This is a genomic window from Brevundimonas vesicularis (genome assembly GCF_032067225.1).
In the GTDB taxonomy this organism is placed as follows: domain Bacteria; phylum Pseudomonadota; class Alphaproteobacteria; order Caulobacterales; family Caulobacteraceae; genus Brevundimonas; species Brevundimonas vesicularis_F.
In genome coordinates this window covers 1-23,814 of the sequence record NZ_DAMBJX010000029.1, presented here as the reverse complement: position 1 = coordinate 23,814, position 23,814 = coordinate 1, and the positions used below count along the sequence as shown (strand labels likewise).

Sequence of the window (23,814 nt, the reverse complement as noted above, 5' to 3'; positions counted from 1 at the left end):
TTGGTCGCGTCAACGGACATGACGACACCACATTTGCCACAACGTATTGTTTAAAAGCGATTTTTCAAATACGGTATTAAAATACCTGACGCCAAGAGGCCAAGTAGCGTTACGGCGTAACACAAAACGTCATCAAACCATGATTATAGGCGGGCATCGCAACGGCGACAGCTTTGGAGCCCTTCATGATCCTTCATCGTCGTGGTCTGATCGCCACGGGCGCAGCCGCCGCCGCCTTCTCGGGACTGGCGCGTCACGCCGCCGCTCAGACGGCGGGCGAAGAGACCTACGTCAACGACGTCCATGGCTACGGACCTCTGCTGCGCGATCCCAATCGTCTGCTCGATCTGCCCGAAGGCTTTTCCTATCAGGTCGTCGCCCAGAGCGGCGACACGATGGACGACGGCCTGTTCGCTCCGGGGCAGCCCGACGGCATGGCCTGTTTCCCACTTGAAGGGTCTCGCGTGGCCCTTGTCGTCAATCACGAGCTGAAGGGCTCCAGCGGCCTGCATCGCAACTTGGGTCCTGGCGGCCTTCGTGAGGAACGGCTTGACCTGCTGGACGCCAGCCGAGGCTACGACACCTACAAGAATGGCCGCCCCCTGCCCGGCGGCTGTTCCACCATCATCTATGATCTGGCGACCCGCCAGATGGTCAGCCGGCATCTGACGCTGGCCGGCACCTCGACCAACTGCTGCGGCGGCCCGACGCCGTGGGGCAGCTGGCTGACCTGCGAGGAGACGCTGGAGACGCCGGCCGACGCCGATGTGACCAAGAGCCACGGGTGGGTCTTCGAAGTGCCGGCGACCGCGACTGGCCTGATCGATCCCTTGCCGCTCAAGGCGATGGGCCGGTTCGATCACGAGGCCGTCTGCGTCGATCCCCGCACGGGCGTCGTCTATCTGACCGAAGACGACAACGCCGGCCTCTTCTATCGCTTCATTCCCAATGCGCTCGGCAAGCTGATCAAGGGCGGCCGGCTTCAGGCGATGGCCTGGAAGGGCGCGCCCTCGGCCGACACCCGCAATCAGGACGCCCGCACCTGGGCTGTCGGCGACTGGAAGGAGATCGAATGGATCGATCTGGACGACGTCGAATCTCCCAATGGCGACCTGGCCAAGCGCGGTCATGCGGCCGGCGCGGCCTGGGTGGCGCGGGGCGAAGGCGTCTGGTGGGGCGACGACGAACTGTTTTTCACCGCAACCTCGGGCGGGCCGATCCGCCGCGGTCAGGTGCTGCGCCTTGTTCCCGGCTTCGACGGCGCCGCCGATCGTCTTCAGCTGTTCGTCGAGAGCACTGATCCGAAGACGATGAACATGGCCGACAACATCACCGTCGCGCCTTGGGGACACCTGATCCTGTGCGAGGACAACTATTCCTCGGACGTCCGCAACCACCTGAAAGGCGTCACGCCAGAGGGCAAGGTCTATACGATCGGCCGCAATGTCTTCACCGGCAACTCCGAGTTCGCCGGCGCCTGCTTCTCGCCGGATGGCGAGGTGCTGTTCGTCAACATCATGTACCCCGGCATGACCTTGGCGATCAGAGGCCCATGGTCCTCGGTCCGGACATGAAGATGCGCGGCTGAGCCCGCAGCACCAACCAAAGGTTCACGGTGGCCGTCGCCAGCACGATCGCAGCGCCTGCCTGGTGCAGCACGCCCAGCCACACCGGAACCGCGTGCACCAGGGTCACGATCCCAAGCAGAGCCTGGAACCAGATCACACCCGCAAGCGCAAAGGCGCCGAAGCCCATTCCCTCCGCTACGCGCCAGCGCCAGGCCTGGAAAGCATAGATGCTGACGGCGATCAGCAGACCATAGGCGACCAGACGGTGATTGAACTGCGTCAGCGCCTGATCGTGCAGAAAGGCGACCGCGCCCAGGCTCCAGTCGGCCGGCGGCAAAACGGCGCCGTTCATCAGCGGCCAGTCGGTGTAGACCAGCCCCGCATGACCGCCGGCCACGAGGGCGCCCAGCAGGCATTGCAGGAAGACTGCGCCCAGCAGCAGGCCGGCGCCCCTCGCCCAACCCGACGGCGGGCGGCCGTGATCCTCTCCGTTCCAGGCCTCCAGCCCCGTCCAGATCAGGGCGGCGAACAGGACGAACGCCAGACCAAGGTGCGTCGCCAGACGCTCGGGCGCCACGCTGACACGCTCGGACAGGCCGCTGGACACCATCCACCATCCGATCAGCCCCTGAAGACCGCCTAGGGCCAGGAGCAGGACACAGCGCCAGATCAGGCGATTGGGCATCGCCCACTGGTGGAATACCGACCGGGCCGGCGCCAGACGGCACAGCAGGAAGACGATCAGCGGCAGGGCGAACACCATACCCACCAGACGCCCGATTAGCCGGTGCAGCCATTCCCACCAGAAGATGCCCTGAAACTCGCCCAGGCTCATGCCGGCGTTGACCTGCGCGTACTGCGGGATCTGCCTGTACTTCTCGAAGGCCTCGGCCCACTGCGCGTCGTTAAGAGGCGGAATGGCGCCCATGATTGGCTTCCACTCCGTAATCGACAGGCCAGAGCCCGTCAGGCGAGTGATGCCGCCGATCACCACCATCAGGAAGACGACGGCGGCCGTAATGAAAAGCCATACGGCGACGGCGCGGTTACGATCTGGATTTCCGAAACGGTTCATTCGACGCCTGACACTGACCCGGATATGGTGTCACGTCGAACGAAGACCAGACGCGACCGGTGCGGTATGCCCGCCCCAAGCGACAAGATCGAGTCGGATTGAGTTAACGGCGCTGTCGCCGCAGGAGATCAGGGTTGCAATACGCCGATATCGCCGCCGCCGTCGCAGGCGGCCTGCTGCTGGCCTGGATCGCGGACCTTCTGACGGGCCGGCGCGGCTTCGGCGGCACAAGTCTGGTGTCCGGGATCGGCCTGGCCTGCGGATGGTTTCTGGCGGTGCGGGTCTTCGCGGTCAGCACGATGGACAGCTGGGTCTGGGTGCCGTGGGCGCTCGTGGGATCGGGCATCTGTCTGGTCGCCTTCTTCCTGTTCCGGAACAAGCGCTGATGCCGCCGCGTCTGCGTCGCTTCGTCGCCGCGATCGGCGTGCTGCTCTTTCTCGTTTTCTGGGTCTGGGGCCTGATCGCCCTGCGCGGAATGCTGCCGCCGTCGCAGTTGATCGACTTCCTGTTCTTCGGCATCGGCGGCACCGCCTGGGGCCTGCCGCTCATCCCGTTGCTGAGATGGGCCGAGCGCGGCTGAGCGCCGAACCTCCCCCCAGATACGGCGATGGGGCCGCCCGCAAGGACGACCCCACCATCATCATTCTTTTTCAAGAATGGTCGGAGCGACAGGATTCGAACCTGCGACCCCTTGACCCCCAGTCAAGTGCGCTACCAGGCTGCGCCACGCTCCGAAGGCGCTCCCTATAGACGGGGGGACCGCTGTCCGCAAACGCTAAAACGACTTTTCCACCTACCGTGAAAGAACGGCGTCCAGACGCGCTTTGGCCTGCTCGAGATCGGCCAGAACCCGATGCAATTTCGAGGTTTCGGCCCGCGCGACATCGGAAGTCGTCGCAGAGATCGTGACATCGCCGTCGTCGATCAGTGCGGCGGCCTCCGCCCCGATCAGCTTTTTCAGCCCCTGTTCCTTGTGCAAACGCTGGACGCCGCGAATCGTCAGCCCGTCATCGTGCAGCAGGCGTTTGACCGCCTTCAGCACCGCGATGTCCTGAGGCCGATAGAAGCGCCGACCGCCGGCCCGCTTCACAGGCGTGACGAAATCGAACTTCGTTTCCCAGAACCGCAGGACATGCTGCGGCGCGCCGACCTCTTCGGCCGCTTCGGAAATGGTTCGGAAGGCGTCGGCGCTCTTGGCCACCGCGATCAGGCCTCGACGACGGCGTCGTGAACCCGGCTTTTCATGATCTGTGAGGCGCGGAAGCTGATGACCCGGCGCGGATTGATCGCCGCCGGTTCGCCCGTCTTGGGATTGCGGCCCATCCGTGCGCGCTTCTCACGGACTTGGAAAACGCCGAAGCCTGACAGTTTCACCGTCTCGCCGCGCTCGAGCGATTCGACGATCAGTTCCAGGGTGCGCTCGACCAGGCTGGAGCATTCCTGACGCGACAGGCCGACCTCTTCATGCACGGCTTCGCACAAGTCGGCGCGCGTCACGGTCTGTTGGCCTGCCATCTTATCCCCGCTGTCATGCGATCCGCTCGCATCCATAGGGGCGCAAAGCCCCCGAAAAATCAATGCCTCGATGTCGATTAGAGCCGAAGCGCGCAGGCGCCCCAGGTCAGGCCGCCGCCCATGGCCTCAAGCAGCACCATATCGCCCTTCTTGATCCGTCCATCCTGGATCGCAGCATCCAGCGCCAGCGGGATCGAGGCGGCCGAGGTGTTGGCATGGGTGGCGACGGTGGAGACCACCTTGTTCTCATCCAGACCCAACCGGTCGCCGACGCCCTTGATGATTCGTTGATTGGCCTGGTGCGGCACGAACCAATCGACATCCGCGATCTGGATGTTGGCGGCTGCGCAGGCGGCGGTGATGCCTTCTGCGATGTTCACGACGGCATGACGGAAGACTTGGTTTCCGGCCATCCGAAGATGGCCAACGGTCCCCGTCGTCGCCGGGCCGCCATCAACGTAGAGCAAGTCGGTCTTGGATCCGTCAGCGCGCAAGGCGAAGCCCAGCATGCCCTGGTCGTCCGATGTCCCCTGCCCTTCGCGCGGTTCCAGCACCACGGCGCCGGCCCCGTCGCCGAACAGGACGCAGGTGGTCCGGTCGGTCCAGTCCATCAACCGCGTCATCTCCTCGGCCCCGATCACCAGAGCGCATTTCGACAGACCGCGCGCCACGAAGCCGTCGGCGACGCTCAGCGCATAGACGAAACCGGAGCAGACGGCTTGCACGTCAAAAGCGATGCCGACGCCCGCGCCCAGCTTGGCCTGGACGATCGACGCGACCGCCGGGAAGGTCATGTCCGGCGTGGTGGTGGCCACGATAATCAGATCGACTTCGGACGCCGCCTTGCCCGCGTCGGCGAGCGCCTTCTTGGCGGCCTCGACCGCCAGATCGCTGGTCGGCTGGTCATCACGCGCCTTGTGACGCTGCTTGATCCCGGTGCGCTCCTGAATCCATTCGTCGGACGTGTCGACGAACTTGGCCAGGTCGGCGTTGGTGACGATCTCGTCCGGCAGATACGAGCCGACGCCGGTCACGGCGCTGCGGGTGACGGTCACTGGAGGTGTTCTCCCACGGCTGCGGCGGGCTTGGCGGCATGATCGAACACCGCATCCAGCTTGCCCAGGTTGTCCCCCACCTTGCTCATATAGTCGCTGCGGGCCAGATCGACAGCGATGCGGATCGCATTGCCAAACCCCTTGGCGTCGGCGCCGCCATGGCTCTTCACCACGATGCCGTTCAGGCCCAACAGGGGGCCGCCGTTGATGGCGCTGGGGTCGATCTTCTGGCGCATCTTCTTCAACGCCGGCATGGCGATGACGGCGCCCAGCTTGGATTGCAGGTTGGAGGTCAGGGCCTCTTTCAGCAGCGCCGAGATATAGCGGGCCGTGCCTTCGGCGGTCTTCAGGGCGATATTGCCGGTGAAGCCGTCGGTGACGACCACGTCCACCGTGCCCTTGGCGATATCGTCGCCCTCGACGAACCCGTGATAGTTCAGGTCGAACGGGCCGTCGCGCAGGACGGCGTGCGCCTCCTTGACCTGTTCGTTGCCCTTCATGTCCTCGGACCCGACGTTCAGCAGGCCGATGGTCGGGCGGGCGATGCCGCGCACTGCGGACTGGAAAGCCTCGCCCATGATCGCGAACTCGATTAGCTGCTCCGCATCGCTGCCGATGTTGGCGCCGACGTCCAGAACCGCCGTGTGGCCCTTGAAGGTGGGCCAACTGGCGACGATGGCCGGACGCTCAAGCCCAGGCGCAGACATCCGCAGGATCAATTTCGAGATCGCCATCAGGGCGCCGGTGTTGCCGGCCGAGACGACGCCGCCGGCCTGACCCGTCTTCACTGCCTCGATGGCGTTCCACAGGCTGGAGCCCTTGCCGCGGCGCATGGCCTGGGCCGGCTTTTCGTCCATGGCCACGACCTTGTCGGTGTGGCGGATCTCGCAGACGTCCGCTGCCAGCCCGCAACGCGCCACTTCCGGCGCGATCTTGGCCTCGTGGCCATGCAGCAGGAAGCGAACCCCCTCGCCGTCATGGGTGCGGATATAGCTGCGGATGCCGGGAACGACGACGGATGGCCCGTGATCGCCGCCCATGGCGTCAAGCGAGATCGTAACTGGGGCTGGCAAATGGACCTCGTGTGGCCGCGTCGTCTTGTCGCGCGACGCTTGGCAGGATGCGCTGGACGATAGCGCCGACGCCGGGGGATGCAACCACCCGGCCCCTACGTCAACCTCAGCCTTGGTCGTCTTTGGCCTTGAGCGCCTTCAGGGCCGCGAACGGTGAAATCTCCGTCGGCTCTTCAGGTTGCACGAACTCCGCGCCCGGCTTGCGCGGGAACGGATCAAGCGAGAGCACCAACTGCTCGACCGCGTACTGGCCCAGGTCGATCTTGCCGTCCTCGATCACGTCGGCGTCTTCTTCATCCAGCGTGACTTCGATCTCGTCGGTTTCTTCGGGCTTGGCTTCGACAAGCTGAATGGAAAAGCGGCGATCCACATCGACCGGCAGGGGTTCTAGCGTCAGGCCGCAGGTCTGCACCGCATGTGCCGTCACCCTGCCCTTCATCGTCCATTCGCTGGTCGACGGCGTCGGCTTGATCTCCAGATCGACGGCGAAATCGTCCAGCCCCTGAAGATCCAGGCTACGGGCGATTCGCTTGCGGGTCTCCGCATCCGGTTCCAGCCGGCGGCTCAGGCCCGCGCCGATCTGATTGACCCGCACCGTTTCGCTGTAGGGGAGCGTCGCGCTCATCTCGTTCAAACTTCCGCCCAGGCCGGCGTCGCCAGCACCTTGTTGAAATCCTGCGCCGCCAAGGCCGCGCGTGTCGTCAGCGCATAGCGGGCCAATGTGTCCGCATGGGGCGCTTGCGGATCCGCATAGACATTCTTCGCCATCGCCTCCGCCAGAGCCGCCGCATCGCCAGCGCGCAACGGTTGCTCATAGGCGTTCATCCGGCCGTAGAGGGCTTCGCCCAGCTTGCGCATCTTCTTGCCGACGGCGACGTCGCCCACGCCTTCCTCGCGCAGGACGTGATCCAGCGCCGAGACATAGACGTCGAAGACCGCCTGAGCCGCATCCTGGCCCTGAGCCGTGTTCTCATCGCGCAGCCGCAGCACGAGCAACAGCACATGCAGCGTGTAGAGCTCGAATCGCGCGTCGATGCGGTCGTCGACCGCAAGGCGCGTGTAGAAGGCCGGATTGCGGGCCTGACTGACGGCCTTGGCGTAGAGATCGTCGCCGAGACGGACGCCGGATCGGGGTTTGAACAGGTTTTTCAGCATGGGTTCCAACGGCCCCTTTTCCGCCGCGCCGTTGAACTAGGACGCAGGTCCGTCTAGGTCAAAGACCTTGTTCTCTCGCAGGCGCCCGACCATGTCCCGTTTCGTCCCGCTTTTCGTCGCTGTTTCGCTGGCCGGCCTGTCCGCCGCCTGCGCCCCGACCATCGGCTCCAACGGCTTCCAGGCCATCGACGCCAAGCCCCAGGACGTGGTCGCCGGCACCGACACCAAGGAGACCGTCCTCGCCAAGCTGGGTTCGCCTTCGACCACTTCGACCTTCGAGCCGGATCAGGTCTGGTACTACATCAGCCAGACGACCGAGAAATACACCTACAACCTGCCCAAGGTTTCGACGCGCACGGTGACCGAGATCACCTTCGTCCCGCAGGGCGATCAGGTGGCGTCGGTGCGCACTCTCGGCCTGACTGATGGCGAGCAGATCGCCATGAACCGCAACGAGACGCCGACGCGCGGTCGTGAGCTGACGGTTCTGGAGCAACTGCTGGGCAACGTCGGTCGTGGCCAACTGCCCCGCACCGAGGATGACACGCCCGGCCAACGCCGCCCCGACTGAGGCGGCTCATCTCCCCAAAGCAAAGACGCCCCGGAGATCGCTCTCCGGGGCGTTTTCATAAGGGCTGGGTATTTGAGCCTAGCCGATGGTCCCGCTCGCCAGCACCGCCAGCAGCAGCAGGGCGACGATATTGGTGATCTTGATCATCGGGTTCACCGCCGGACCCGACGTGTCCTTGTAGGGATCGCCCACCGTATCGCCGGTCACGGCCGCCTTGTGGGCTTCGGAGCCCTTGCCGTGGACGACGCCGTTCTTGTCGGTGAAGCCTTCCTCGATCACCTTCTTGGCGTTGTCCCAGGCGCCGCCGCCTGAGGTCATCGAAATGGCGACGAACAGGCCGGTGACGATCACCCCCATCAGCATGGCGCCGAGAGCGGCAAAAGCGTTCGCCTTGTCCGAAATGCCCAGCACCGCGACGAACAGGACGATCGGCGACAGCACCGGTAGCAGAGACGGCACGATCATCTCGCGGATTGCCGCCTTGGTCAGGATGTCGACCGCCCGGCCGTATTCCGGCTTCACCTCATAGGTCATGATGCCGGGGTTCTCGCGGAATTGGCGTCGAACCTCCGCAACGACCGATTCGGCCGCCCGTCCCACCGCCATCATCGACATGCCGCCGAATAGGAACGGCAGCAGTCCCCCGAACAACAGGCCGACGACGACGTAGGGATTGGTCAGATCAAAGGCGATCTCTCCCATACCCGCAAAGAAGGGGTAGTCCGCCGGGTTGGCCGAGAAATACTGCAGATCCGACGTATAGGCGGCGAACAGCACCAGCGCGCCGAGGCCCGCCGAACCGATGGCGTAGCCCTTGGTCACGGCCTTGGTCGTGTTGCCCACGGCGTCCAGCGCATCCGTCGAATGCCGCACATCGCTGGGCAGACCCGCCATCTCGGCGATGCCGCCGGCATTGTCGGTCACGGGTCCGAAGGCGTCCAGCGCCACGATCATTCCCGCCACACCCAGCATGGTCGTGGTGGCGATGGCGATGCCGAACAGGCCGGCCAGCTGGAAGCTGGCCACGATGCCAACGATGATCGTCAGCGCCGGCAGCGCCGTCGCCTCCAGCGAGACGGCCAAGCCCTGAATGACGTTGGTGCCGTGCCCGGACACCGACGCGTTGGCGACCGATCGCACCGGACGGAAGCCGGATCCGGTATAGTATTCGGTCACGACCACGATCGCCGCCGTCACCGCCAACCCGACCATGCCGGACCAGAACAGCGCCATCGGCTGGATTTCCAGACCGCTGGCCGTCACGATCGGCCCCGTCACCATCTGGTCGATCACCCACCAGACCGCACCGATGGACAGGACGCCGGTGACGATAAGCCCTTGATAGAGGGCGCCCATGATGTTGTTCGACTTGCCTAACCGCACGAAGAAGCTGCCGATGATCGAGGTCACGATGCACACCGCGCAGATCGCCAGCGGCAGCACCATCATAAGATCCACATAGGGCTGGCCCCTGAAGAAGATCGCAGCCAGCACCATGGTCGCAACGGTGGTCACGGCATAGGTCTCGAACAGGTCGGCCGCCATGCCGGCGCAGTCGCCGACGTTGTCGCCCACATTGTCGGCGATGGTCGCGGCGTTGCGAGGATCGTCCTCGGGAATACCCGCCTCGACCTTGCCCACCATGTCGCCGCCGACGTCGGCGCCCTTGGTGAAGATGCCGCCGCCCAGGCGCGCGAAGATCGAGATCAGCGAGGCCCCGAAGCCTAGCGCCACCAGGCCGTCGATCACCTCGCGACCCGTCGAGGCCAAGCCCAGATGCTGGGTCAGCACGATGTAGTAGCCTGACACCCCGATCAGGGCGCCGCCCGCCACGAACATGCCCGTAATGGCACCCGAGCGGAACGCCAGGTTCAACCCCTTGGACAGGCTTTCGGACGCCGCCTGAGCCGTGCGCACATTGGCCCGCACCGATATCAGCATCCCGGCGTAACCGGCCGCACCGGACAGGACGGCGCCGATCAGGAAGCCGATGGCGGCGTAAGAGCCGATCAAGAAGTAGGCGGCGATCAGGATCACGATCCCGACCATGCCGATGGTCAGATATTGCCGCTTCAGATAGGCCGAGGCGCCTTCCTGGATCGCGGCGGCGATCTCTCGCATCTTGTCGTTGCCGGTGCTCGCCTTCATCAGCACGGCGGTCTGAGCAGCGCCATACAGCACCGCCAGCACACCGGCCGCGAAGACCAGCGTAAGTGAGTTCGTCATTGGCGTTTCCATGCCCTTGCAAACAGGCGCGCAGGCCTTGGCGCGGTCGGGCGTTATCGCCTCTGTCCGCCTTCCGGTCCCCCCGCACGCGGCGAACGCGTCAGTGCGTTCTTTGGGATTTGCCAAGGGAGCCTGTCATGGCAGGCGGAGTGACGCAACAGCGGTCGGTCAGCCCGTTCAGCGGGCGGTCTGCATGCCCGTTCGGCGACGCGGCGACTGGCTGACGACCTCGACGCGTCGCACGGAGCCGCGACCCGAGATCGCCGCAGACGCCGCCACCAGAGACGCGGACAGGGCCCGCTCGTCCAGCCGTGTCCAGTCGCCGGGCACGGTGAAGGGCGTCTTGTGGGCCGCGCGGACGACGGCGTCGCGGAAGAAGGCTTCCCTGGGCTTCATCTGCTCGACGGTTTTGCCGGCGCCCAGTTCGAGTCGGAGGGCGACGAACACGTAGTTCCGCAAACGCCCGCCCTCGATGACGGGCAGGCCGAGGCCTGCGATGCTCAGGGCCGCAGGCGCAGAGTCCGTTTCGCTGCCGGAGGCGGCGGCGCGATTGGCGGCGGCGCCGGTCAGTGCGGCGGTTCCGGCGGCGATCAGGGTTCTACGGTCCATCACGACATCATGCCGGACGGGCGTTAGGATTCCCTTGCCGGGTCAGCCGTGGGTCCAGCCGTTTCTGGACATCGGCACGGGCCGACCGTCGTAAAGAACCGTCAGGCCCCGACCATCGGTGACTTCGCCGATGCGGGTCAGGCGAATCAGCCGGCGCTCGGCCTCGCGACGCAGGGCGTCTTCGTGGCGCGGATGGGCGGTGAAGGCGATCTCATAGTCGTCACCGCCGCTGGCCAGATCTTCGAACGATAGCTGCGGATTGACCCGATCGTCGAACCAGGCCTGCGCCGCCGCGGACAGGGGCAGAACGTTCAGATTGAGCGACACGCCGACCCTGCTGGCTTGCGCGATGTGGGCGAGGTCGGCGGCCAGGCCGTCCGACACATCGACGGATGCGGTGGCCAACTCACGCACGATGTCGGCGAAGTCGGTGCGTGGCGTCGGCATCCGGTAGTGGCTGACCAAGGCCTCGATCCGCTCAGGCGCCAGAGCCAGTTGTCCTTGAGCCGCCTTCAGCCCTAGCAGCCCGTCCCCGATCACGCCGGTGACGAAGACGAGGTCGCCGACCTGCGCGCCTGCGCGAGAAACGGCTTTGCCCGTCGGCGCCCACCCCAGGGCCGTCAGAGAGAAGGACAGCGGGCCGGGCGTCTTGACCGTGTCCCCGCCCAAGAGGTGAACGCCGAACCGAGTCTGATCCTCGGCCAGCCCGGACGCAAAGGCCTCGCGCTCGGGCCAGCCGCAGCGCTCGGACCAGAAGCAGGACAGCAGATAGCCGAACGGCTCAGCGCCCTTGGCGGCGAGGTCCGACAGATTCACACGCAGCAGCTTCCTGGCCACGGTATCCATCGGATCGTCAGGCAGGAAATGCACGCCTTCGACAATGGCGTCCTTGGTCAGGACGAGGTCATAGCCGGGGCGTGACGGCAGCGCCGCCACATCGTCGGCCAGCCCCCTGCCCCACTCGGGATGGGCAAGAGGCTTGAACAGCCGCTCGATCGTCTCGAACTCGCCCGCGACGTCGAGCGCCGGCATTATTTGCGGGTGTCTTTGGCCACGCCGTCCAGCGCCGCGTTGACGAAGCGCGCCTCGGCGTCGTCGAAGAAGGCCTTGGCCAGTTCGACATATTCGTCGATCACGACCTCGCGCGGGGTCTCGGGATGCTTGATCAACTCCCAGGCGCCCGAACGCAGCAGGGCGCGCAGGGTGGCGTCGATCCGCTCCAGCTTCCAGTTGGAGGCCAGGCGGGCCTTGATGGCCGTGTCGATGTCGCGCTGGCTTTCGATCACGCCGCGCACGATGTCGGCGAAATAGGCCTCGTCGGCCTCGGCCAGGGCTTGGCCTTCAATGTCGGCGTCGAAGCGGAAGTTGGAGAATTCGGTGATCACCGTCTCCACGCCCTCGCCCGCCAGTTCCATCTGATACAGGGCCTGGACGGCGGCGAGACGCGACACGGTGCGGGCGCGACGCTGTTTGGAGCTCAGATTGGGCTCGGCGCGCTGCTTTTCGGCTTCGGCGAGTTGTTCGAGGACGGCTTTGACGCTGTTCGGTTCAGTCATGCGCCGACGCCATGACGCAACCGCTTCTTCAATGCAATGAGGTCCAGGCACGCCTTGGCCGCCCCGCCGCCCTTATCCCCTTCCGAAAGACGGGCCCGATACCAGGCCTGGTCTTCGTCTTCGGTCGTCAGGATGCCGTTGCCGATGATGACGCCCTTGACGCCGAGAGCCATGATGCCGGCCGCCGACTGATCGGAGACGATTTCGAAATGGTAGGTCTCACCACGGATGACCGTCCCCAGCGCCACATAGCCATCATAGCGGGGGGCGGTCGGGAAGCGGCCAGCCTCCTCGGCCAAGGCGATGGCCGGCGGCACCTCAAGCGCGCCGGGCACGGTGATGACGTCGAAGTCGGCGCCGCGCGCCTTCAGCGTCTCCTTGGCCCCTTCCAGCAGGGCGTCGGCCAGGTCGTCGTAGAAGCGCGCCTCGACGATCAGAATACGGGGGGCTTCGGTCACGCCTTGGTTTCTCCATCCATGTCGCGCCAGCCGACGATGCGAAGGCCATAGCCTTCCAGCGCCGTCGGTTCGGGTCGCGTCGAACTCATCACGATCATATCCCTGACACCCAGGTCCAGCAGGATCTGGGCCCCCACGCCATAGGCGCGCAGCGAGCGATCCATCGCCGCCGGCTTATCCGCGCCCGCCAGCCGTTCGGCCAGCGAGTTCAGCGACGGGTCGCGCAGGAAGACGACAACGCCGGGGCCGTCATGCTCAGTGATCTGTTTCAGGGCGCTGGGCACATAGTCCTGGCGCGCCTCGACATGTCCCAAGAGGTCGCAGGCGAAGTCCACCTGGTGCATCCGCACCAGGGTCGGCTTGGCCGGATCGATGCGCCCCTTGACCAAGGCCACATGCTCGGCGCCCTCGATGGTGTTCTTGTACAGCATCAGGCGGAACGGTCCGCCGTGAACGCTCTCGAACGGCGTATCCATGATCCGTTCGACGAAGCGTTCGGTGCGGCGACGATAGGCGATCAGGTCGGCGATGGTGCCGATCTTCAGCCCATGCAGCTGGGCGAAGGCGACCAGATCGGGCATCCGCGCCATCTCGCCGTCGTCCTTGATGATCTCGCAGATCACACCGGCGGGCGTCAGGCCGGCCATGCGGCTGATGTCCACCGCCGCCTCGGTGTGGCCGGCGCGGACCAGCACGCCGCCATCGCGCGCGACCAGCGGAAAGATGTGTCCCGGCGAGACGATGTCGTCCATGCCCTTGGACGCATCGGTCGCCACATGAATGGTGCGCGAGCGGTCGGCGGCCGAGATGCCGGTCGTCACGCCGTCCTTGGCCTCGATAGAGACGGTGAAGGCGGTCTTCATGCTCTCGCGATTGTCGGCAGCCATGGGCGGCAGACGCAGTTGCTGTGCGCGCTCGGCCGTCAGGGCCAGGCACACCAGGCCGCGCGCCTGGCGGATCATGAAGTTGATCTGGTCCGGCGTTGCGAACTGGGCGGGGATGATGATGTCCCCCTCGTTCTCGCGGTCCTCGGCGTCCACCAGGATGTAGGGACGGCCGTTGCGGGCGTCCTCAAGGATGTCCTCAATCGGACTGATGGGGCTGTCGTTCATGTTGGCGGCCTGGGCTTGCATCACGCGGTCTCCTGCCACCGCACGAGATATCGCGCCAGCATGTCGATCTCCAGATTGACCGGATCGCCCGCTTTCAAGCGGCCCAGGGTCGTTACGTCCCAGGTGTGCGGGATGATGTTCAGCGAGAAGACCTGACCCTCGACGGCGTTTACGGTCAGAGACACGCCATCCACCGTGATCGACCCCTTGGCGGCGATATAGCGATGCAGAGGCGCGGGGGCCTCGACCTCGATCCGGTGCGATCCGCCTTCGGGCGTGATCGAAATCACCCGGCCAAGACCGTCGACGTGGCCGGACACGACATGGCCGCCCATCTCGTCGCCCAGCTTGGCGGCCCGCTCCAGATTGACGCCGTCGCCGGTCTTCCAGGCGCCCAGGGTGGTCTTGGACAGGGTCTCGTTCGACACCTCGACGGCGAACCAATCGGCGCCTTTTTCGGTCACCGTCAGGCAGCAGCCCGCATGGCTGATGGAGGCGCCCAGGTCGATGCCGTCGGTGTTCCAGGCGGTCTCGATCTCGTAACGGCGGTCGCGATCGGTCTCGCGAACCTCGCGGACGCGGCCGATGTCGGTGACGATGCCGGTGAACATTTGGACTCTGGACCCCTTGGGAGAAAAATACCGTCTAATTCGTCTAATCGTCTAATCATCTAATTGGACGGCGTCAGAGACGGGCGTAGCGTTCCCACAGATCGTCCCCGACAGGCTCGACGCCCAGGCGACGGAACTTGGGGGCGTCAGCCAGCTTTGCAAGAGCCAGGGCTGCGATGCAGGGCCGCCCCTCCCCGCCCAGCAGGAGCGGGGCGCGAAACCACTCCAGCGCATCGACGGCGTTTGCGCGCAGAAAAGACGCCGCGACCTGACCGCCGCCTTCGATCAGCAGCGAGGTTGCGCCGGCGGCTGCCAAGGCTTTCAGCACGGCGGGGATGGTCGGACGACCGTTTTCGGCGGCGACCTGCACCACCTTGGCGGCGCCGATGCTGCGCGGCTCCATAGCGGTCAGGATCAGGGTGTTTTCGCCCGCGACCTTCGCCGCCTGCGGCGTGCGCAGCCGGCTGTCCAGCACGACGCGCAAGGGCTGGTCCACGCTGCGTCCCGGCAGGCGGGCGGTCAGTTCGGGATCGTCATGCAGAACCGTCTCGACACCGACCAGGATGGCGTCGTGGGCGGCGCGCAGGCGGTGACCTTCAAGCCGCGCCGCTTCGCCGGTGATCCACTGGCTCTCGCCCGAAGCCGTGGCGATCCGCCCGTCCAGGGAGGTCGCCAGTTTCAGCGTGACCTGCATCAGGCCTTGCCGGACGGTTCGTCGAACCCTTCGTCGCCGAGGAATTTGGCGAAGTCGCCGGTGTGGCGGAAATCCTTGTAGACCGAGGCGTAGCGGACATAGGCCACCTCATCCACGCCCTTCAGCGCCTTCATGATGAAGTCGCCGACCGTGCTGGACGGGATTTCGGTCTCGCCCAGGCTTTCCAGCTGGCGGACGATCCTGTTGACCATCTGCTCGACCTGATCGGCCTGGACCGGGCGTTTGCGCAGGGCCACGCCCAGCGAGCGTTCCAGCTTGTCGCGATCGAAGGGCGTGCGCCGCCCGTTGCGCTTCAGGATAACCAGTTCACGCAGTTGCACGCGCTCGAACGTCGTGAAGCGCCCGTTGCAGTTCGGGCAGGACCGGCGGCGTCGAATGGCCGATCCGTCGTCCGACGGCCGGCTGTCTTTTACCTGAGTGTCCTGATGACCGCAAAAGGGGCACTTCATCAGCCGGTTATCCGTAGATGGGGAAGCGGTGCGTCAACTCTCGCACCTGGGCCGCGACGCCCGCGACCACGGCCGGATCGGCTTCGTCGCCGCCGTTCATCGACGAGACGACGTCGGCGATCCAGTGACCGATCTGCTTGAACTCTTCCTCGCCGAAGCCGCGCGTGGTGCCGGCCGGGGTGCCCAGGCGGACGCCCGAGGTGACGGTGAACGGAGCGGTGTCGAACGGCACGCCGTTCTTGTTGCAGGTCATCAGCGCCTTTTCGAGCTCATGCTCGGTCGCCTTGCCGGTCACGCCCTTGGGCCGCAGGTCGACCAGCGCCAGGTGGCTGTCGGTGCCGCCCGAGACGATGGCCAGGCCGCGCTCGATCAGGACGCCGGACAGGGCCTGGGCGTTCTTGACGACCTGTTGGGCATAGCCCTTGAACTCGGGCTTCAGCGCCTCGCCGAAGGCCACGGCCTTGGCCGCGATGACGTGTTCCAGCGGGCCGCCTTGCAGGCCGGGGAAGACGGCGGAGTTGATCTTCTTGCCCAGATCAACGTCGTTGGACAGGATCATGCCTCCGCGCGGGCCGCGCAGGGTCTTGTGCGTGGTCGTGGTGACGACGTGGGCGTGCGGGATCGGATCCGGATAGGCGCCGCCGGCGATCAGGCCCGCGTAGTGGGCCATGTCCACCATCAGATAGGCGCCGACGCTGTCGGCGATCTCGCGGAAGCGCTTGAAGTCGATGTGGCGGCTGTAGGCCGAGGCGCCCGCCAGGATCAGCTTGGGCTTCTCACGCTCAGCCATTTCGGCGACGTGGTCGTAGTCGATCAGATGGGTATCTTCGCGCACCTTGTAGGTCACGGGGCGGAACCACTTGCCCGACTGGTTCGCCGGCGAACCGTGCGTCAGGTGTCCGCCGCAGGCCAGGTCCATGCCCAGGAAGGTGTCGCCGGGCTGCAGCAGGGTGAAGAAGACCGCCTGGTTGGCCTGGGCGCCCGAGTGCGGCTGGACGTTGGCGAAGGCCGCGCCGAACAGTTGCTTGGCCCGCTCGCGCGCCAGATCCTCGGTCACATCGACGAACTCGCAGCCGCCGTAATAGCGACGACCGGGATAGCCTTCGGCGTATTTGTTGGTCAGGACCGAACCCTGCGCATCCAGAACCGCCTGGGAGACGATATTCTCGGAAGCGATCAACTCGATCTGTTCGCGCTGACGGCCCAGCTCGCCCTGAATGCCCTTGAAGACATCCGGGTCGGCGTCAGCGAGCGTCTTGGTGAAATAGGCGTCGTGGGTGAAGGCCGTCACGCTGGAATCCCCGGAAATCAGAAGGTGGCCTATCTATCCCCAGCCGCGCGCGACCACAACATCTTGTGGTCAGCCTTTACCCAGAGCCCGCCTAAGCTTGGCGATCGCGACCCGTTCGACGGACTTGGGTTCATTGACCGGCCCCATGGCGCTGACCTCCCGGCCCGTCGCAACGTGGATGGCCGAGCATTTGAGGTAGGGGCCGTTGCGGGTGAATTCGACGATGACCTCTCCGAGGTCGTCGCCCGTCGTCATGCGGCGACGGGTCGGCGCGCCACGTTGCAGTGGGCGAATAGCTTATCCATCGCCTGGACCAGATGATCCATCATGGCGTCGGTGTGGTTCGGCGACGGCGTAAAGCGCAGGCGCTCAGTCCCCTTGGGCACGGTCGGATAGTTGATCGGCTGAACATAGACGCCGTACTCGTCCAGCAGCATGTCCGAGATCATCTTGCAGTGGACCGGATCACCGACGTGCACCGGCACGATATGGCTCTCGCTTTCCATCACGGGGATGCCGGCCGCGGCGAAGCGGGCCTTGAGCGTCGCGGCGCGCTCTTGATGCTGGACGCGCAGTTCGGGGTGAGCCTTCAGGTGACGAACGGAAGCCAAGGCGCCGGCGGTCAGGGCCGGCGGCAGCGAAGTGGTGAAGATGAAGCCCGAGGCCCAGCTGCGCACCGCATCGATGATCATGGCGTCGGCGGCGATATAGCCGCCCATCACGCCGATCGCCTTGCCCAAGGTGCATTCGATGATGTCGATCTGGTCCAGCACGCCGTCGCGCTCGGCGACGCCCGCGCCGGTTTCGCCATACAGGCCAACTGCATGGACCTCGTCCAGATAGGTCAGGGCGCCGTATTTCTTGGCGAGCGCAATAGTGCCGGCCAGATCGGCGATGTCGCCGTCCATCGAATAGACGCTCTCGAACGCGATCAGCTTGGGCGCATCGGCCGGCGCCGCCGCCAGCAGGGCCTCCAGATGCGCCAGATCGTTGTGCATGAAGACGTGACGCTCGCCGCCGCCGTGGCGGATCCCGGCGATCATCGAGGCATGGTTCAGCGAATCGGAGAAGGTGATCAGGCCCGGCAGGATCTTCTGCAGGGTCGACAGCGTCGCCTCGTTGCCGACATAGCCCGAGGTGAACAGCAGGGCCGCTTCCTTCTGGTGCCAGTGAGCCAGCTCGGCTTCGAGATCGACGGCGGAGCGGGTCGTCCCGGAGATGTTGCGCGTGCCGCCCGCGCCGGCGCCTACCGCATCGATCTCACTATGCATGGCGTCCAGCACGACGGGGTGCTGGCCCATGCCGAGATAGTCGTTGGAGCACCAGATGACGACGTCCTGTTCGGAGCCATCCTCGCGGCGACGCACAGCCTGCGGAAACTGACCGCGCACGCGCTTCAGATCGGCGAAGACGCGATAGCGTCCTTCGCTGCGAACCTGCTCCACCGAGCTATTAAAGGCGGCCTTATAGTCGAACAAACTACGCGTTCTTTCGCTTATGGCGATGTCTTTGCGTTGTTTGCTCTCCCGAAGCGGGCTTGTCCATGTCCGCCGCATGGACAAAACGCCCCAAACCCTTAATTGATAACGGTTCTCAGTATCGACATCGCTCAGCCCGGCTTTCGGAAGCGATAGACGAACTGGTCCGTCTTGCCGCGGATCTTCTCGTCGAAGACGTTCAGGCTGTGGTCGTCTGCGGGATTGGCGACGGCCTGGCTCGCGCCCTCGAAGACGAAGCCCGCCGCCTCGACCTCGCGCTTCAGATAGTCGCCTTCGATACGGTGCAGGGTCTGAACCGCCGAGATGCCAGTGCCGGGCGCGGCTTCATGGTCGATCAGGATGTAGCGGCCGCCGGGCTTCAGCGCCGCGAACACCGCCGCGTTCATCCTGGCCACGTCGGTGTTGAAGCCGGGGATGTGGAAGTCGTGGTATTCCTGGCTCATGAAGATCATGTCCAGCGGCTCGGCGAAGGTCATGGAGTCCAGCAGGCCGTTGACGCGCGTCACGTTCGAATAGGCCGCGACAAGCACATCGGTTCCGGCGTTCTCGCGCGCCATCGTCCGCTCAGGCACGAAGGCGTAGACCCGACCGGTCGGGCCGACCACGTCGGAGAACAGGCGCGTGAAATAGCCGGCGCCTGGGCGAATGTCGGCGACCTTGTCGCCCGGCTCGAGTTGAGCAAAGGCGAGAATTTCGGCCGGGTGACGCAGCGGATCGCGCGCGACCTCTTCGGCCGGACGCTTGGGATCGGCGACCGCATCGGCATAGAGACTGGAATAGCCCGCCGGCTGCGCGTCGGCCGCCGGGCTGACGACGGTCCGCTCGCCGCCATCCGAGTCGATGATGATGCAGCCGGACAGACCTGCCGCCAGAACCAGTGCCGTTGCACCCGCCGCCAATTTCCCGATCATCGCCGTCTCCATCGATTTGTCGCGATAGGCTCGCATTTCGCCGATCCGCGCAAGCCGTCATCACGCACGAAACGATCCGACGCATCACGCGATTTGCGCACCGGTCGTTGCGGCGCTAGTCCGACGCTGGATTTTCCAAGGTCTCGCCATGCTTCCCTATCAGCCCGCCCCCTTCCCGCTCGCCCGTCCGCGCCGCCTGCGGTCCAGCCCGTGGGTGCGCAGGCTGGTGGCGGAAACGACCCTGACGCCGGCCGATCTGATCTGGCCGTTGATCGTCCATGACGGGACCGAGGATCGCGTCCCGGTCGCCTCCATGCCCGGCGTGTTTCGGCTTTCCCCCAAGGCAGCGGCGGCAGCGGCGGTCGAGGCGCGCGACCTCGGCATTCCGATGGTGGCCCTGTTCCCCAATGTCGATGGCGCAATCAAGGATGCGGTCGGCACCGGCGCGACCGACCCCGACGGCCTGATCCCCGACTGCATCAAGGCGATCAGGGACGCCGCGCCCGAGATCGGCGTCATGACCGACGTCGCTCTGGATTGCTATACCGACCATGGCCACGACGGGGTGATGGAGGGCGACCGGATCGCCAACGACGCCTCGCTGGACCGTCTGGCCGAACAGGCCTTCATCCACGCCCATGCCGGCGCCGATGTCGTGGCCCCGTCGGACATGATGGATGGCCGCATCCAGGCGGTGCGAGAGGCGCTGGAGGCCAACGGGTTTCAGGATACGCTGATCCTGTCCTACGCCGCCAAGTTCGCCTCGGCCTTCTATGGTCCCTATCGCGACGCCGTGGGCTCCTCTGCGATGCTGAAGGGCGACAAGAAGACCTATCAGATGGATTACGCCAACTCCGACGAGGCGCTGAAGGAGGTGGCGATGGACCTGTCGGAGGGCGCCGATGCGGTGATGGTCAAGCCGGGCATGCCGTATCTGGATATCGTTCGCCGCGTGTCCGAGACCTTCCGCGTGCCGACCTTCGCCTATCAGGTATCGGGCGAATATTCGATGATGCAGGCCTCCATCGCCAATGGCTGGCTGGATCAGGACCGTGCGATCCTGGAGACCCTGCATGGGTTCAAACGCGCGGGTTGCGCGGGCGTGCTGACCTATTTCGCACCACAGGCCGCACGGCTGCTGGGCTGATCGGCGTGAAGATCCGGCCGATCACGGAGGCCGACTGGCCGGGCCTGTGGCCGATCATCGAGACCGTCACCCGCGCGGGCGAGACCTATACCTATCCGCTGGACATGACCGAGGCGCAGGCGCGCGCCATGTGGACCCTGCCGGCGCCCGGCGGAACCTTGGTTGCGGTCGAGAACGGCCAGGTGCTGGGCGCCGCCAAGATCATTCCGAACCAGCAGGGAAACGGCGCCCACGTCGCCAACGGCAGCTTCATGGTGGCGCCCGAAGTGCGCGGGCGCGGCGTGGCCCGCAGTTTGGGCGAAGCCGCACTTGTCTTCGCGCGGGATGCGGGCTTCCGGTCCATGCAGTTCAACGCCGTGGTCGAAACCAATACCGTGGCCGTCGCCCTTTGGAAGAAGCTAGGCTTCGAAATCGTCGGCACGGTTCCCGAGGCGTTCGATCACCCGACGCACGGCCCGGTCGGCCTGCACATCATGCACCGCCGGCTTTAGGCCTCAGTCGCGGGGTTGGAGTCGCGCCGCGAGGCTGGACGTGTCCCAGCGGTTTCCGCCCATGGCCTGAACCTCGGCATAGAACTGATCGACCAGGGCCGTCAGAGACAGGCGCGCGCCGTTCGTGCGCGCCTCGTCCAGCACCAGACCCAAGTCCTTGCGCATCCAGTCCACGGCGAAGCCGAAGTCGAACTCGCCCTTGGCCGCCGTCCTCCAGCGATTGTCCATCTGCCAGCTTTGCGCGGCGCCCTTGGACACGGCCTCATAGGCGGCGTCGGTGTCCAGTCCCGCGACTTGGGCGAAGTGGACCGCCTCGGCCAAGCCTTGGACGACGCCGGCGATCGCGATCTGGTTGACCATCTTGGTCAGCTGGCCTGACCCGGCCGGTCCCATATGTTTGATGGCCTTGGAATAGGCCTTCAACACGGGCTCGACCGTCGCCAGGGCGGCGACATCCCCGCCGGCCATGACGCTGAGCTGTCCGTTCTCGGCGCCCGCCTGACCGCCCGACACCGGCGCGTCGATGAACGACCGCCCCTGCCCACTCGCCAGTTCGGCCATTTCGCGCGCCACCTTGGCCGAGGTCGTGGTGTGATCGACGATCACGGCGGCCTTCGACAGATGCGGCAAGGCCTCGGTCAAGACGGCGCGCACGTCCTCGTCATTGCCGACGCACAGGATGAACAGGTCAACGCCCCGCGCCGCCTCAGCCACCGTCGCCGCCGCCTTGCCGCCCGTCGCCGCTGCCCAGGCCTCGGCCTTTGACGCAGTACGATTGAAGCCGGTCACGTCGTGGCCCGCCTCGATCAGATGACGGGCCATCGGGGCGCCCATGACGCCCAGGCCGGCGAATGCGATCTTCATGACAGGCTCCTTGATCCTGCCGTCGGACTAAGCCCCGCCGCGCCGGGGTTCAAGGTCAACGCCCGGTTAACCTTGGCCAGCCCACAATGGGACACCATTCGTCGGGGTGCGCGTCCATGTCCGTGAGCGATCGTCCGATCCTCATCAAGAAGGTCAAGAAGGTCTCCGGCGGAGGCCACCACGGCGGTGCGTGGAAGGTGGCCTATGCGGACTTCGTGACCGCCATGATGGCCTTCTTCCTGCTGATGTGGCTGATCAACACCACCGACCCCGAGCAGAAGCGCGGCATCGCCGAGTATTTCGCCCCCGCCAGCGTGTCCGAGACGACCTCGGGCTCCGGTGGCATTCTGGGCGGCACATCGCTGGGCGACGATGGCGTCAAGAGCGCCGGCTCGCAGTCGGTTCTGGAAGAACTGGCGCCCGAGGCGCCCGCGACCGATCAGACAGGCTCCAGCCTGTCGTCCGCCAGCGACTCGGCTCTCCAGGCCGAAGTCCAGAAGCGCGAGGCCGCCGAGTTCGCCAGCGCCGCGGAATCGCTGCGTCAGGCCATGCAGTCGATGCCGGAACTGGCCGAACTGTCGAAACAGCTGATCGTGGACCAGACCCCCGAGGGGCTGCGCATCCAGCTGGTCGATCAGGAGGGCCGGTCGATGTTCGACAACAACTCTGCGCGCCCGAATGCCCGCGCCCAGGTGCTGCTGCGCGCCGTGGCCAAGGTGATCAACCAGTTGCCGAACCGCATCTCCATCACCGGACACACCAGCGCGGCGCCCGGCTCAAGCCGCGCCAGCGCCCCTGCGGACTGGACCCTGTCGTCCGAGCGCGCCAACGGCTCGCGTCTGGTGCTGCAAGGTTCGGGCGTCGATCCCGACCGGGTCTATTCTGTAGCGGGCAAGGCGGGGTCCGACCCGCTCTATCCGGACGATCCGACCCTGGCCGGCAACCGCCGCATCGCCATCGTCCTGTTGCGCGAGGCGCCGGTCCTGCCGTCGGACACCTCGCTGTGACGCGGCTCGGCTGCAACGCGAACAGGCTTGCAGCCGGAGCACGGATGACGCCAAATCGCGCGATGAGCGTTGTGTCGTCGCAATATTGGCAAGATCGGATGCGGACCTGAGGCCGTGACCCAGCACGTACCGACCCGACAACTGCGCTTCTTCATGACCTCGGTCGCGCCCTGCCCCTACCTGCCGGGCAAGACGGAGCGGAAGGTTTTCGCCAACCTGCCCTTCTCGGACGGCGCGCACGTCAACGACGAACTGACGTTGGCGGGTTTTCGCCGCAGCCAGAACATCGCCTATCGCCCGGCCTGTGAGGCGTGCGACGCCTGCGTTTCGGTGCGGCTGCCGGTGCCGGAGTTCGCCTTCACCCGTTCGCAGCGCAAGGTTCTGGCCCGCAACGCCGACCTGTCGCGCGACCTGGTCGAAGCGGAGGCGACGACCGAGCAGTTCCAGCTTCTGCGCCGCTACCTGACCACGCGCCATCCAACCGGCGGCATGAGCGACATGGGCTGGCTGGATTACGTCGCCATGGTCGAGGATACGGCCGTGCGCACCCATCTGATCGAATACCGCCTGCCCTCTACAGACGGCGGACCGGGCGATCTGGTCGCCGTAACGCTGACGGACCTGCTGAAAGACGGCCTGTCGATGGTCTACAGCTTCTATGATCCGACGATGGAGCGGCGCAGCCTGGGCCGGTTCGCCATCCTGGATCATGTGCGCCAGGCCGCCATCGTCGGCCTGCCGTTCGTCTATCTCGGCTATTGGGTCCAGGGCTCGGCCAGGATGGATTACAAGGCCGACTTCCGCCCGATGGAACCTCTCGGCAAGCTCGGCTGGTCACGCCGGGACGCCTGACGCG

At 65.7% G+C, this 23,814-nt stretch carries 29 protein-coding genes and 1 tRNA gene; 8 read left to right on the top strand and 22 right to left on the bottom strand.

Annotated features, from left to right (window positions below; genetic code table 11):
- Nucleotides 1-185: 185 nt before the first annotated feature.
- Nucleotides 186-1,574, top strand: a complete 1,389-nt coding sequence (locus RT123_RS09285; RefSeq protein WP_313008841.1) for an alkaline phosphatase PhoX — start codon at nucleotides 186-188, stop codon at nucleotides 1,572-1,574.
- On the opposite strand, the gene RT123_RS09280 is transcribed toward RT123_RS09285, so the two are convergent.
- Nucleotides 1,543-2,643 (bottom strand): COX15/CtaA family protein, encoded by a 1,101-nt coding sequence (locus RT123_RS09280; protein ID WP_313008840.1) that lies wholly within the window; start codon nucleotides 2,641-2,643, stop codon nucleotides 1,543-1,545. The genes RT123_RS09285 and RT123_RS09280 overlap by 32 nt on opposite strands.
- A gap of 134 nt (nucleotides 2,644-2,777) precedes the next feature.
- Between RT123_RS09280 and RT123_RS09275 the strand changes: the two genes are divergently transcribed.
- Both RT123_RS09275 and RT123_RS09270 read left to right on the top strand, forming a co-directional pair.
- On the top strand, nucleotides 2,778-3,029 hold the full coding sequence (locus RT123_RS09275) for a hypothetical protein (RefSeq protein WP_017503900.1): 252 nt from the start codon (nucleotides 2,778-2,780) through the stop codon (nucleotides 3,027-3,029).
- Nucleotides 3,029-3,223 (top strand): DUF2842 domain-containing protein, encoded by a 195-nt coding sequence (locus RT123_RS09270; RefSeq protein WP_313008839.1) that lies wholly within the window; start codon nucleotides 3,029-3,031, stop codon nucleotides 3,221-3,223. Before RT123_RS09275 ends, RT123_RS09270 begins: the two co-directional genes overlap by 1 nt.
- A 77-nt stretch (nucleotides 3,224-3,300) precedes the next feature.
- Here the strand turns inward: RT123_RS09270 and RT123_RS09265 are convergent.
- The 7 genes from RT123_RS09265 to RT123_RS09235 all read right to left on the bottom strand — a co-directional run bounded on the left by RT123_RS09265 (nucleotide 3,301) and on the right by RT123_RS09235 (nucleotide 7,441).
- Nucleotides 3,301-3,377, bottom strand: a tRNA-Pro gene (locus RT123_RS09265).
- Nucleotides 3,378-3,436: 59 nt separating this feature from the next.
- The gene (locus tag RT123_RS09260) at nucleotides 3,437-3,844 is read right to left on the bottom strand and encodes a MerR family transcriptional regulator (RefSeq protein WP_174085125.1); all 408 of its coding nucleotides are present in this window, start codon (nucleotides 3,842-3,844) and stop codon (nucleotides 3,437-3,439) included.
- A 5-nt stretch (nucleotides 3,845-3,849) separates the two neighbouring features.
- Nucleotides 3,850-4,158, bottom strand: coding sequence for an integration host factor subunit alpha (locus RT123_RS09255; protein ID WP_026108237.1), 309 nt, complete (start codon nucleotides 4,156-4,158; stop codon nucleotides 3,850-3,852).
- Nucleotides 4,159-4,235: 77 nt separating this feature from the next.
- On the bottom strand, nucleotides 4,236-5,213 hold the full coding sequence (locus RT123_RS09250; protein ID WP_313008837.1) for a beta-ketoacyl-ACP synthase III: 978 nt from the start codon (nucleotides 5,211-5,213) through the stop codon (nucleotides 4,236-4,238).
- Nucleotides 5,210-6,253 (bottom strand): phosphate acyltransferase PlsX, encoded by a 1,044-nt coding sequence (plsX, locus tag RT123_RS09245; RefSeq protein WP_313008865.1) that lies wholly within the window; start codon nucleotides 6,251-6,253, stop codon nucleotides 5,210-5,212. The genes RT123_RS09250 and plsX overlap by 4 nt, the downstream gene beginning before the upstream one ends.
- A 139-nt stretch (nucleotides 6,254-6,392) precedes the next feature.
- Nucleotides 6,393-6,911: a YceD family protein gene (locus RT123_RS09240; protein WP_137721607.1), complete on the bottom strand. Its 519-nt coding sequence runs from the start codon at nucleotides 6,909-6,911 to the stop codon at nucleotides 6,393-6,395.
- Nucleotides 6,912-6,916: 5 nt separating this feature from the next.
- Nucleotides 6,917-7,441: a ubiquinol-cytochrome C chaperone family protein gene (locus RT123_RS09235; RefSeq protein WP_017503907.1), complete on the bottom strand. Its 525-nt coding sequence runs from the start codon at nucleotides 7,439-7,441 to the stop codon at nucleotides 6,917-6,919.
- Nucleotides 7,442-7,532: 91 nt separating this feature from the next.
- Between RT123_RS09235 and RT123_RS09230 the strand changes: the two genes are divergently transcribed.
- On the top strand, nucleotides 7,533-8,012 hold the full coding sequence (locus tag RT123_RS09230; RefSeq protein WP_017503908.1) for an outer membrane protein assembly factor BamE: 480 nt from the start codon (nucleotides 7,533-7,535) through the stop codon (nucleotides 8,010-8,012).
- Nucleotides 8,013-8,090: 78 nt separating this feature from the next.
- Here the strand turns inward: RT123_RS09230 and RT123_RS09225 are convergent, their stop codons facing one another.
- The 13 genes from RT123_RS09225 to RT123_RS09165 all read right to left on the bottom strand — a co-directional run bounded on the left by RT123_RS09225 (nucleotide 8,091) and on the right by RT123_RS09165 (nucleotide 19,449).
- Nucleotides 8,091-10,238, bottom strand: coding sequence for a sodium-translocating pyrophosphatase (locus tag RT123_RS09225; protein WP_313008836.1), 2,148 nt, complete (start codon nucleotides 10,236-10,238; stop codon nucleotides 8,091-8,093).
- 177 nt (nucleotides 10,239-10,415) lie between these two features.
- Nucleotides 10,416-10,847, bottom strand: a complete 432-nt coding sequence (locus RT123_RS09220; protein ID WP_055809209.1) for a hypothetical protein — start codon at nucleotides 10,845-10,847, stop codon at nucleotides 10,416-10,418.
- 42 nt (nucleotides 10,848-10,889) lie between these two features.
- Nucleotides 10,890-11,879, bottom strand: a complete 990-nt coding sequence (thiL, locus tag RT123_RS09215; protein ID WP_313008834.1) for a thiamine-phosphate kinase — start codon at nucleotides 11,877-11,879, stop codon at nucleotides 10,890-10,892.
- Complete coding sequence (gene nusB, locus RT123_RS09210) at nucleotides 11,879-12,403, bottom strand: transcription antitermination factor NusB (RefSeq protein ID WP_039245120.1); 525 nt, start codon at nucleotides 12,401-12,403, stop codon at nucleotides 11,879-11,881. The genes thiL and nusB overlap by 1 nt, the downstream gene beginning before the upstream one ends.
- Nucleotides 12,400-12,861 carry a 6,7-dimethyl-8-ribityllumazine synthase gene (ribH, locus tag RT123_RS09205; RefSeq protein WP_017503913.1) on the bottom strand — a complete coding sequence of 154 codons (462 nt, stop codon included), beginning with the start codon at nucleotides 12,859-12,861 and terminating at the stop codon, nucleotides 12,400-12,402. The genes nusB and ribH overlap by 4 nt, the downstream gene beginning before the upstream one ends.
- Nucleotides 12,858-13,994, bottom strand: a complete 1,137-nt coding sequence (gene ribB / locus RT123_RS09200; protein ID WP_055753613.1) for a 3,4-dihydroxy-2-butanone-4-phosphate synthase — start codon at nucleotides 13,992-13,994, stop codon at nucleotides 12,858-12,860. The genes ribH and ribB overlap by 4 nt, the downstream gene beginning before the upstream one ends.
- Nucleotides 13,994-14,584 carry a riboflavin synthase gene (locus RT123_RS09195; RefSeq protein ID WP_137721603.1) on the bottom strand — a complete coding sequence of 197 codons (591 nt, stop codon included), beginning with the start codon at nucleotides 14,582-14,584 and terminating at the stop codon, nucleotides 13,994-13,996. The genes ribB and RT123_RS09195 overlap by 1 nt, the downstream gene beginning before the upstream one ends.
- 73 nt (nucleotides 14,585-14,657) lie before the next feature.
- Nucleotides 14,658-15,278 carry a RibD family protein gene (locus tag RT123_RS09190; protein ID WP_313008833.1) on the bottom strand — a complete coding sequence of 207 codons (621 nt, stop codon included), beginning with the start codon at nucleotides 15,276-15,278 and terminating at the stop codon, nucleotides 14,658-14,660.
- Nucleotides 15,278-15,748: a transcriptional regulator NrdR gene (gene nrdR, locus RT123_RS09185; RefSeq protein WP_039245113.1), complete on the bottom strand. Its 471-nt coding sequence runs from the start codon at nucleotides 15,746-15,748 to the stop codon at nucleotides 15,278-15,280. The genes RT123_RS09190 and nrdR overlap by 1 nt, the downstream gene beginning before the upstream one ends.
- A gap of 7 nt (nucleotides 15,749-15,755) precedes the next feature.
- Complete coding sequence (glyA, locus tag RT123_RS09180; protein ID WP_174085132.1) at nucleotides 15,756-17,039, bottom strand: serine hydroxymethyltransferase; 1,284 nt, start codon at nucleotides 17,037-17,039, stop codon at nucleotides 15,756-15,758.
- A gap of 69 nt (nucleotides 17,040-17,108) precedes the next feature.
- The gene (locus RT123_RS09175) at nucleotides 17,109-17,294 is read right to left on the bottom strand and encodes a DUF6898 family protein (RefSeq protein ID WP_055753617.1); all 186 of its coding nucleotides are present in this window, start codon (nucleotides 17,292-17,294) and stop codon (nucleotides 17,109-17,111) included.
- On the bottom strand, nucleotides 17,291-18,517 hold the full coding sequence (hemA, locus tag RT123_RS09170) for a 5-aminolevulinate synthase (protein ID WP_017503921.1): 1,227 nt from the start codon (nucleotides 18,515-18,517) through the stop codon (nucleotides 17,291-17,293). The genes RT123_RS09175 and hemA overlap by 4 nt, the downstream gene beginning before the upstream one ends.
- Before the next feature lie 131 nt (nucleotides 18,518-18,648).
- Nucleotides 18,649-19,449 carry a hypothetical protein gene (locus RT123_RS09165; RefSeq protein WP_313008832.1) on the bottom strand — a complete coding sequence of 267 codons (801 nt, stop codon included), beginning with the start codon at nucleotides 19,447-19,449 and terminating at the stop codon, nucleotides 18,649-18,651.
- A gap of 148 nt (nucleotides 19,450-19,597) precedes the next feature.
- Between RT123_RS09165 and hemB the strand changes: the two genes are divergently transcribed.
- Nucleotides 19,598-20,596, top strand: a complete 999-nt coding sequence (hemB, locus tag RT123_RS09160) for a porphobilinogen synthase (protein ID WP_313008831.1) — start codon at nucleotides 19,598-19,600, stop codon at nucleotides 20,594-20,596.
- Nucleotides 20,597-20,601: 5 nt separating this feature from the next.
- A complete protein-coding gene (locus tag RT123_RS09155; protein ID WP_313008830.1) occupies nucleotides 20,602-21,087 on the top strand; it encodes a GNAT family N-acetyltransferase in 486 nt (161 codons plus the stop codon).
- Between the two features lie 3 nt (nucleotides 21,088-21,090).
- Here RT123_RS09155 and RT123_RS09150 read toward each other — a convergent pair whose 3' ends face one another.
- The gene (locus RT123_RS09150; RefSeq protein ID WP_313008829.1) at nucleotides 21,091-21,951 is read right to left on the bottom strand and encodes an NAD(P)-dependent oxidoreductase; all 861 of its coding nucleotides are present in this window, start codon (nucleotides 21,949-21,951) and stop codon (nucleotides 21,091-21,093) included.
- Nucleotides 21,952-22,067: 116 nt separating this feature from the next.
- Here RT123_RS09150 and RT123_RS09145 point away from each other — a divergent pair, with 116 nt between their 5' ends.
- On the top strand, nucleotides 22,068-22,958 hold the full coding sequence (locus RT123_RS09145; protein ID WP_313008827.1) for a flagellar motor protein MotB: 891 nt from the start codon (nucleotides 22,068-22,070) through the stop codon (nucleotides 22,956-22,958).
- Between the two features lie 114 nt (nucleotides 22,959-23,072).
- On the top strand, nucleotides 23,073-23,810 hold the full coding sequence (locus RT123_RS09140; RefSeq protein ID WP_313008826.1) for an arginyltransferase: 738 nt from the start codon (nucleotides 23,073-23,075) through the stop codon (nucleotides 23,808-23,810).
- Nucleotides 23,811-23,814 lie beyond the last annotated feature (4 nt).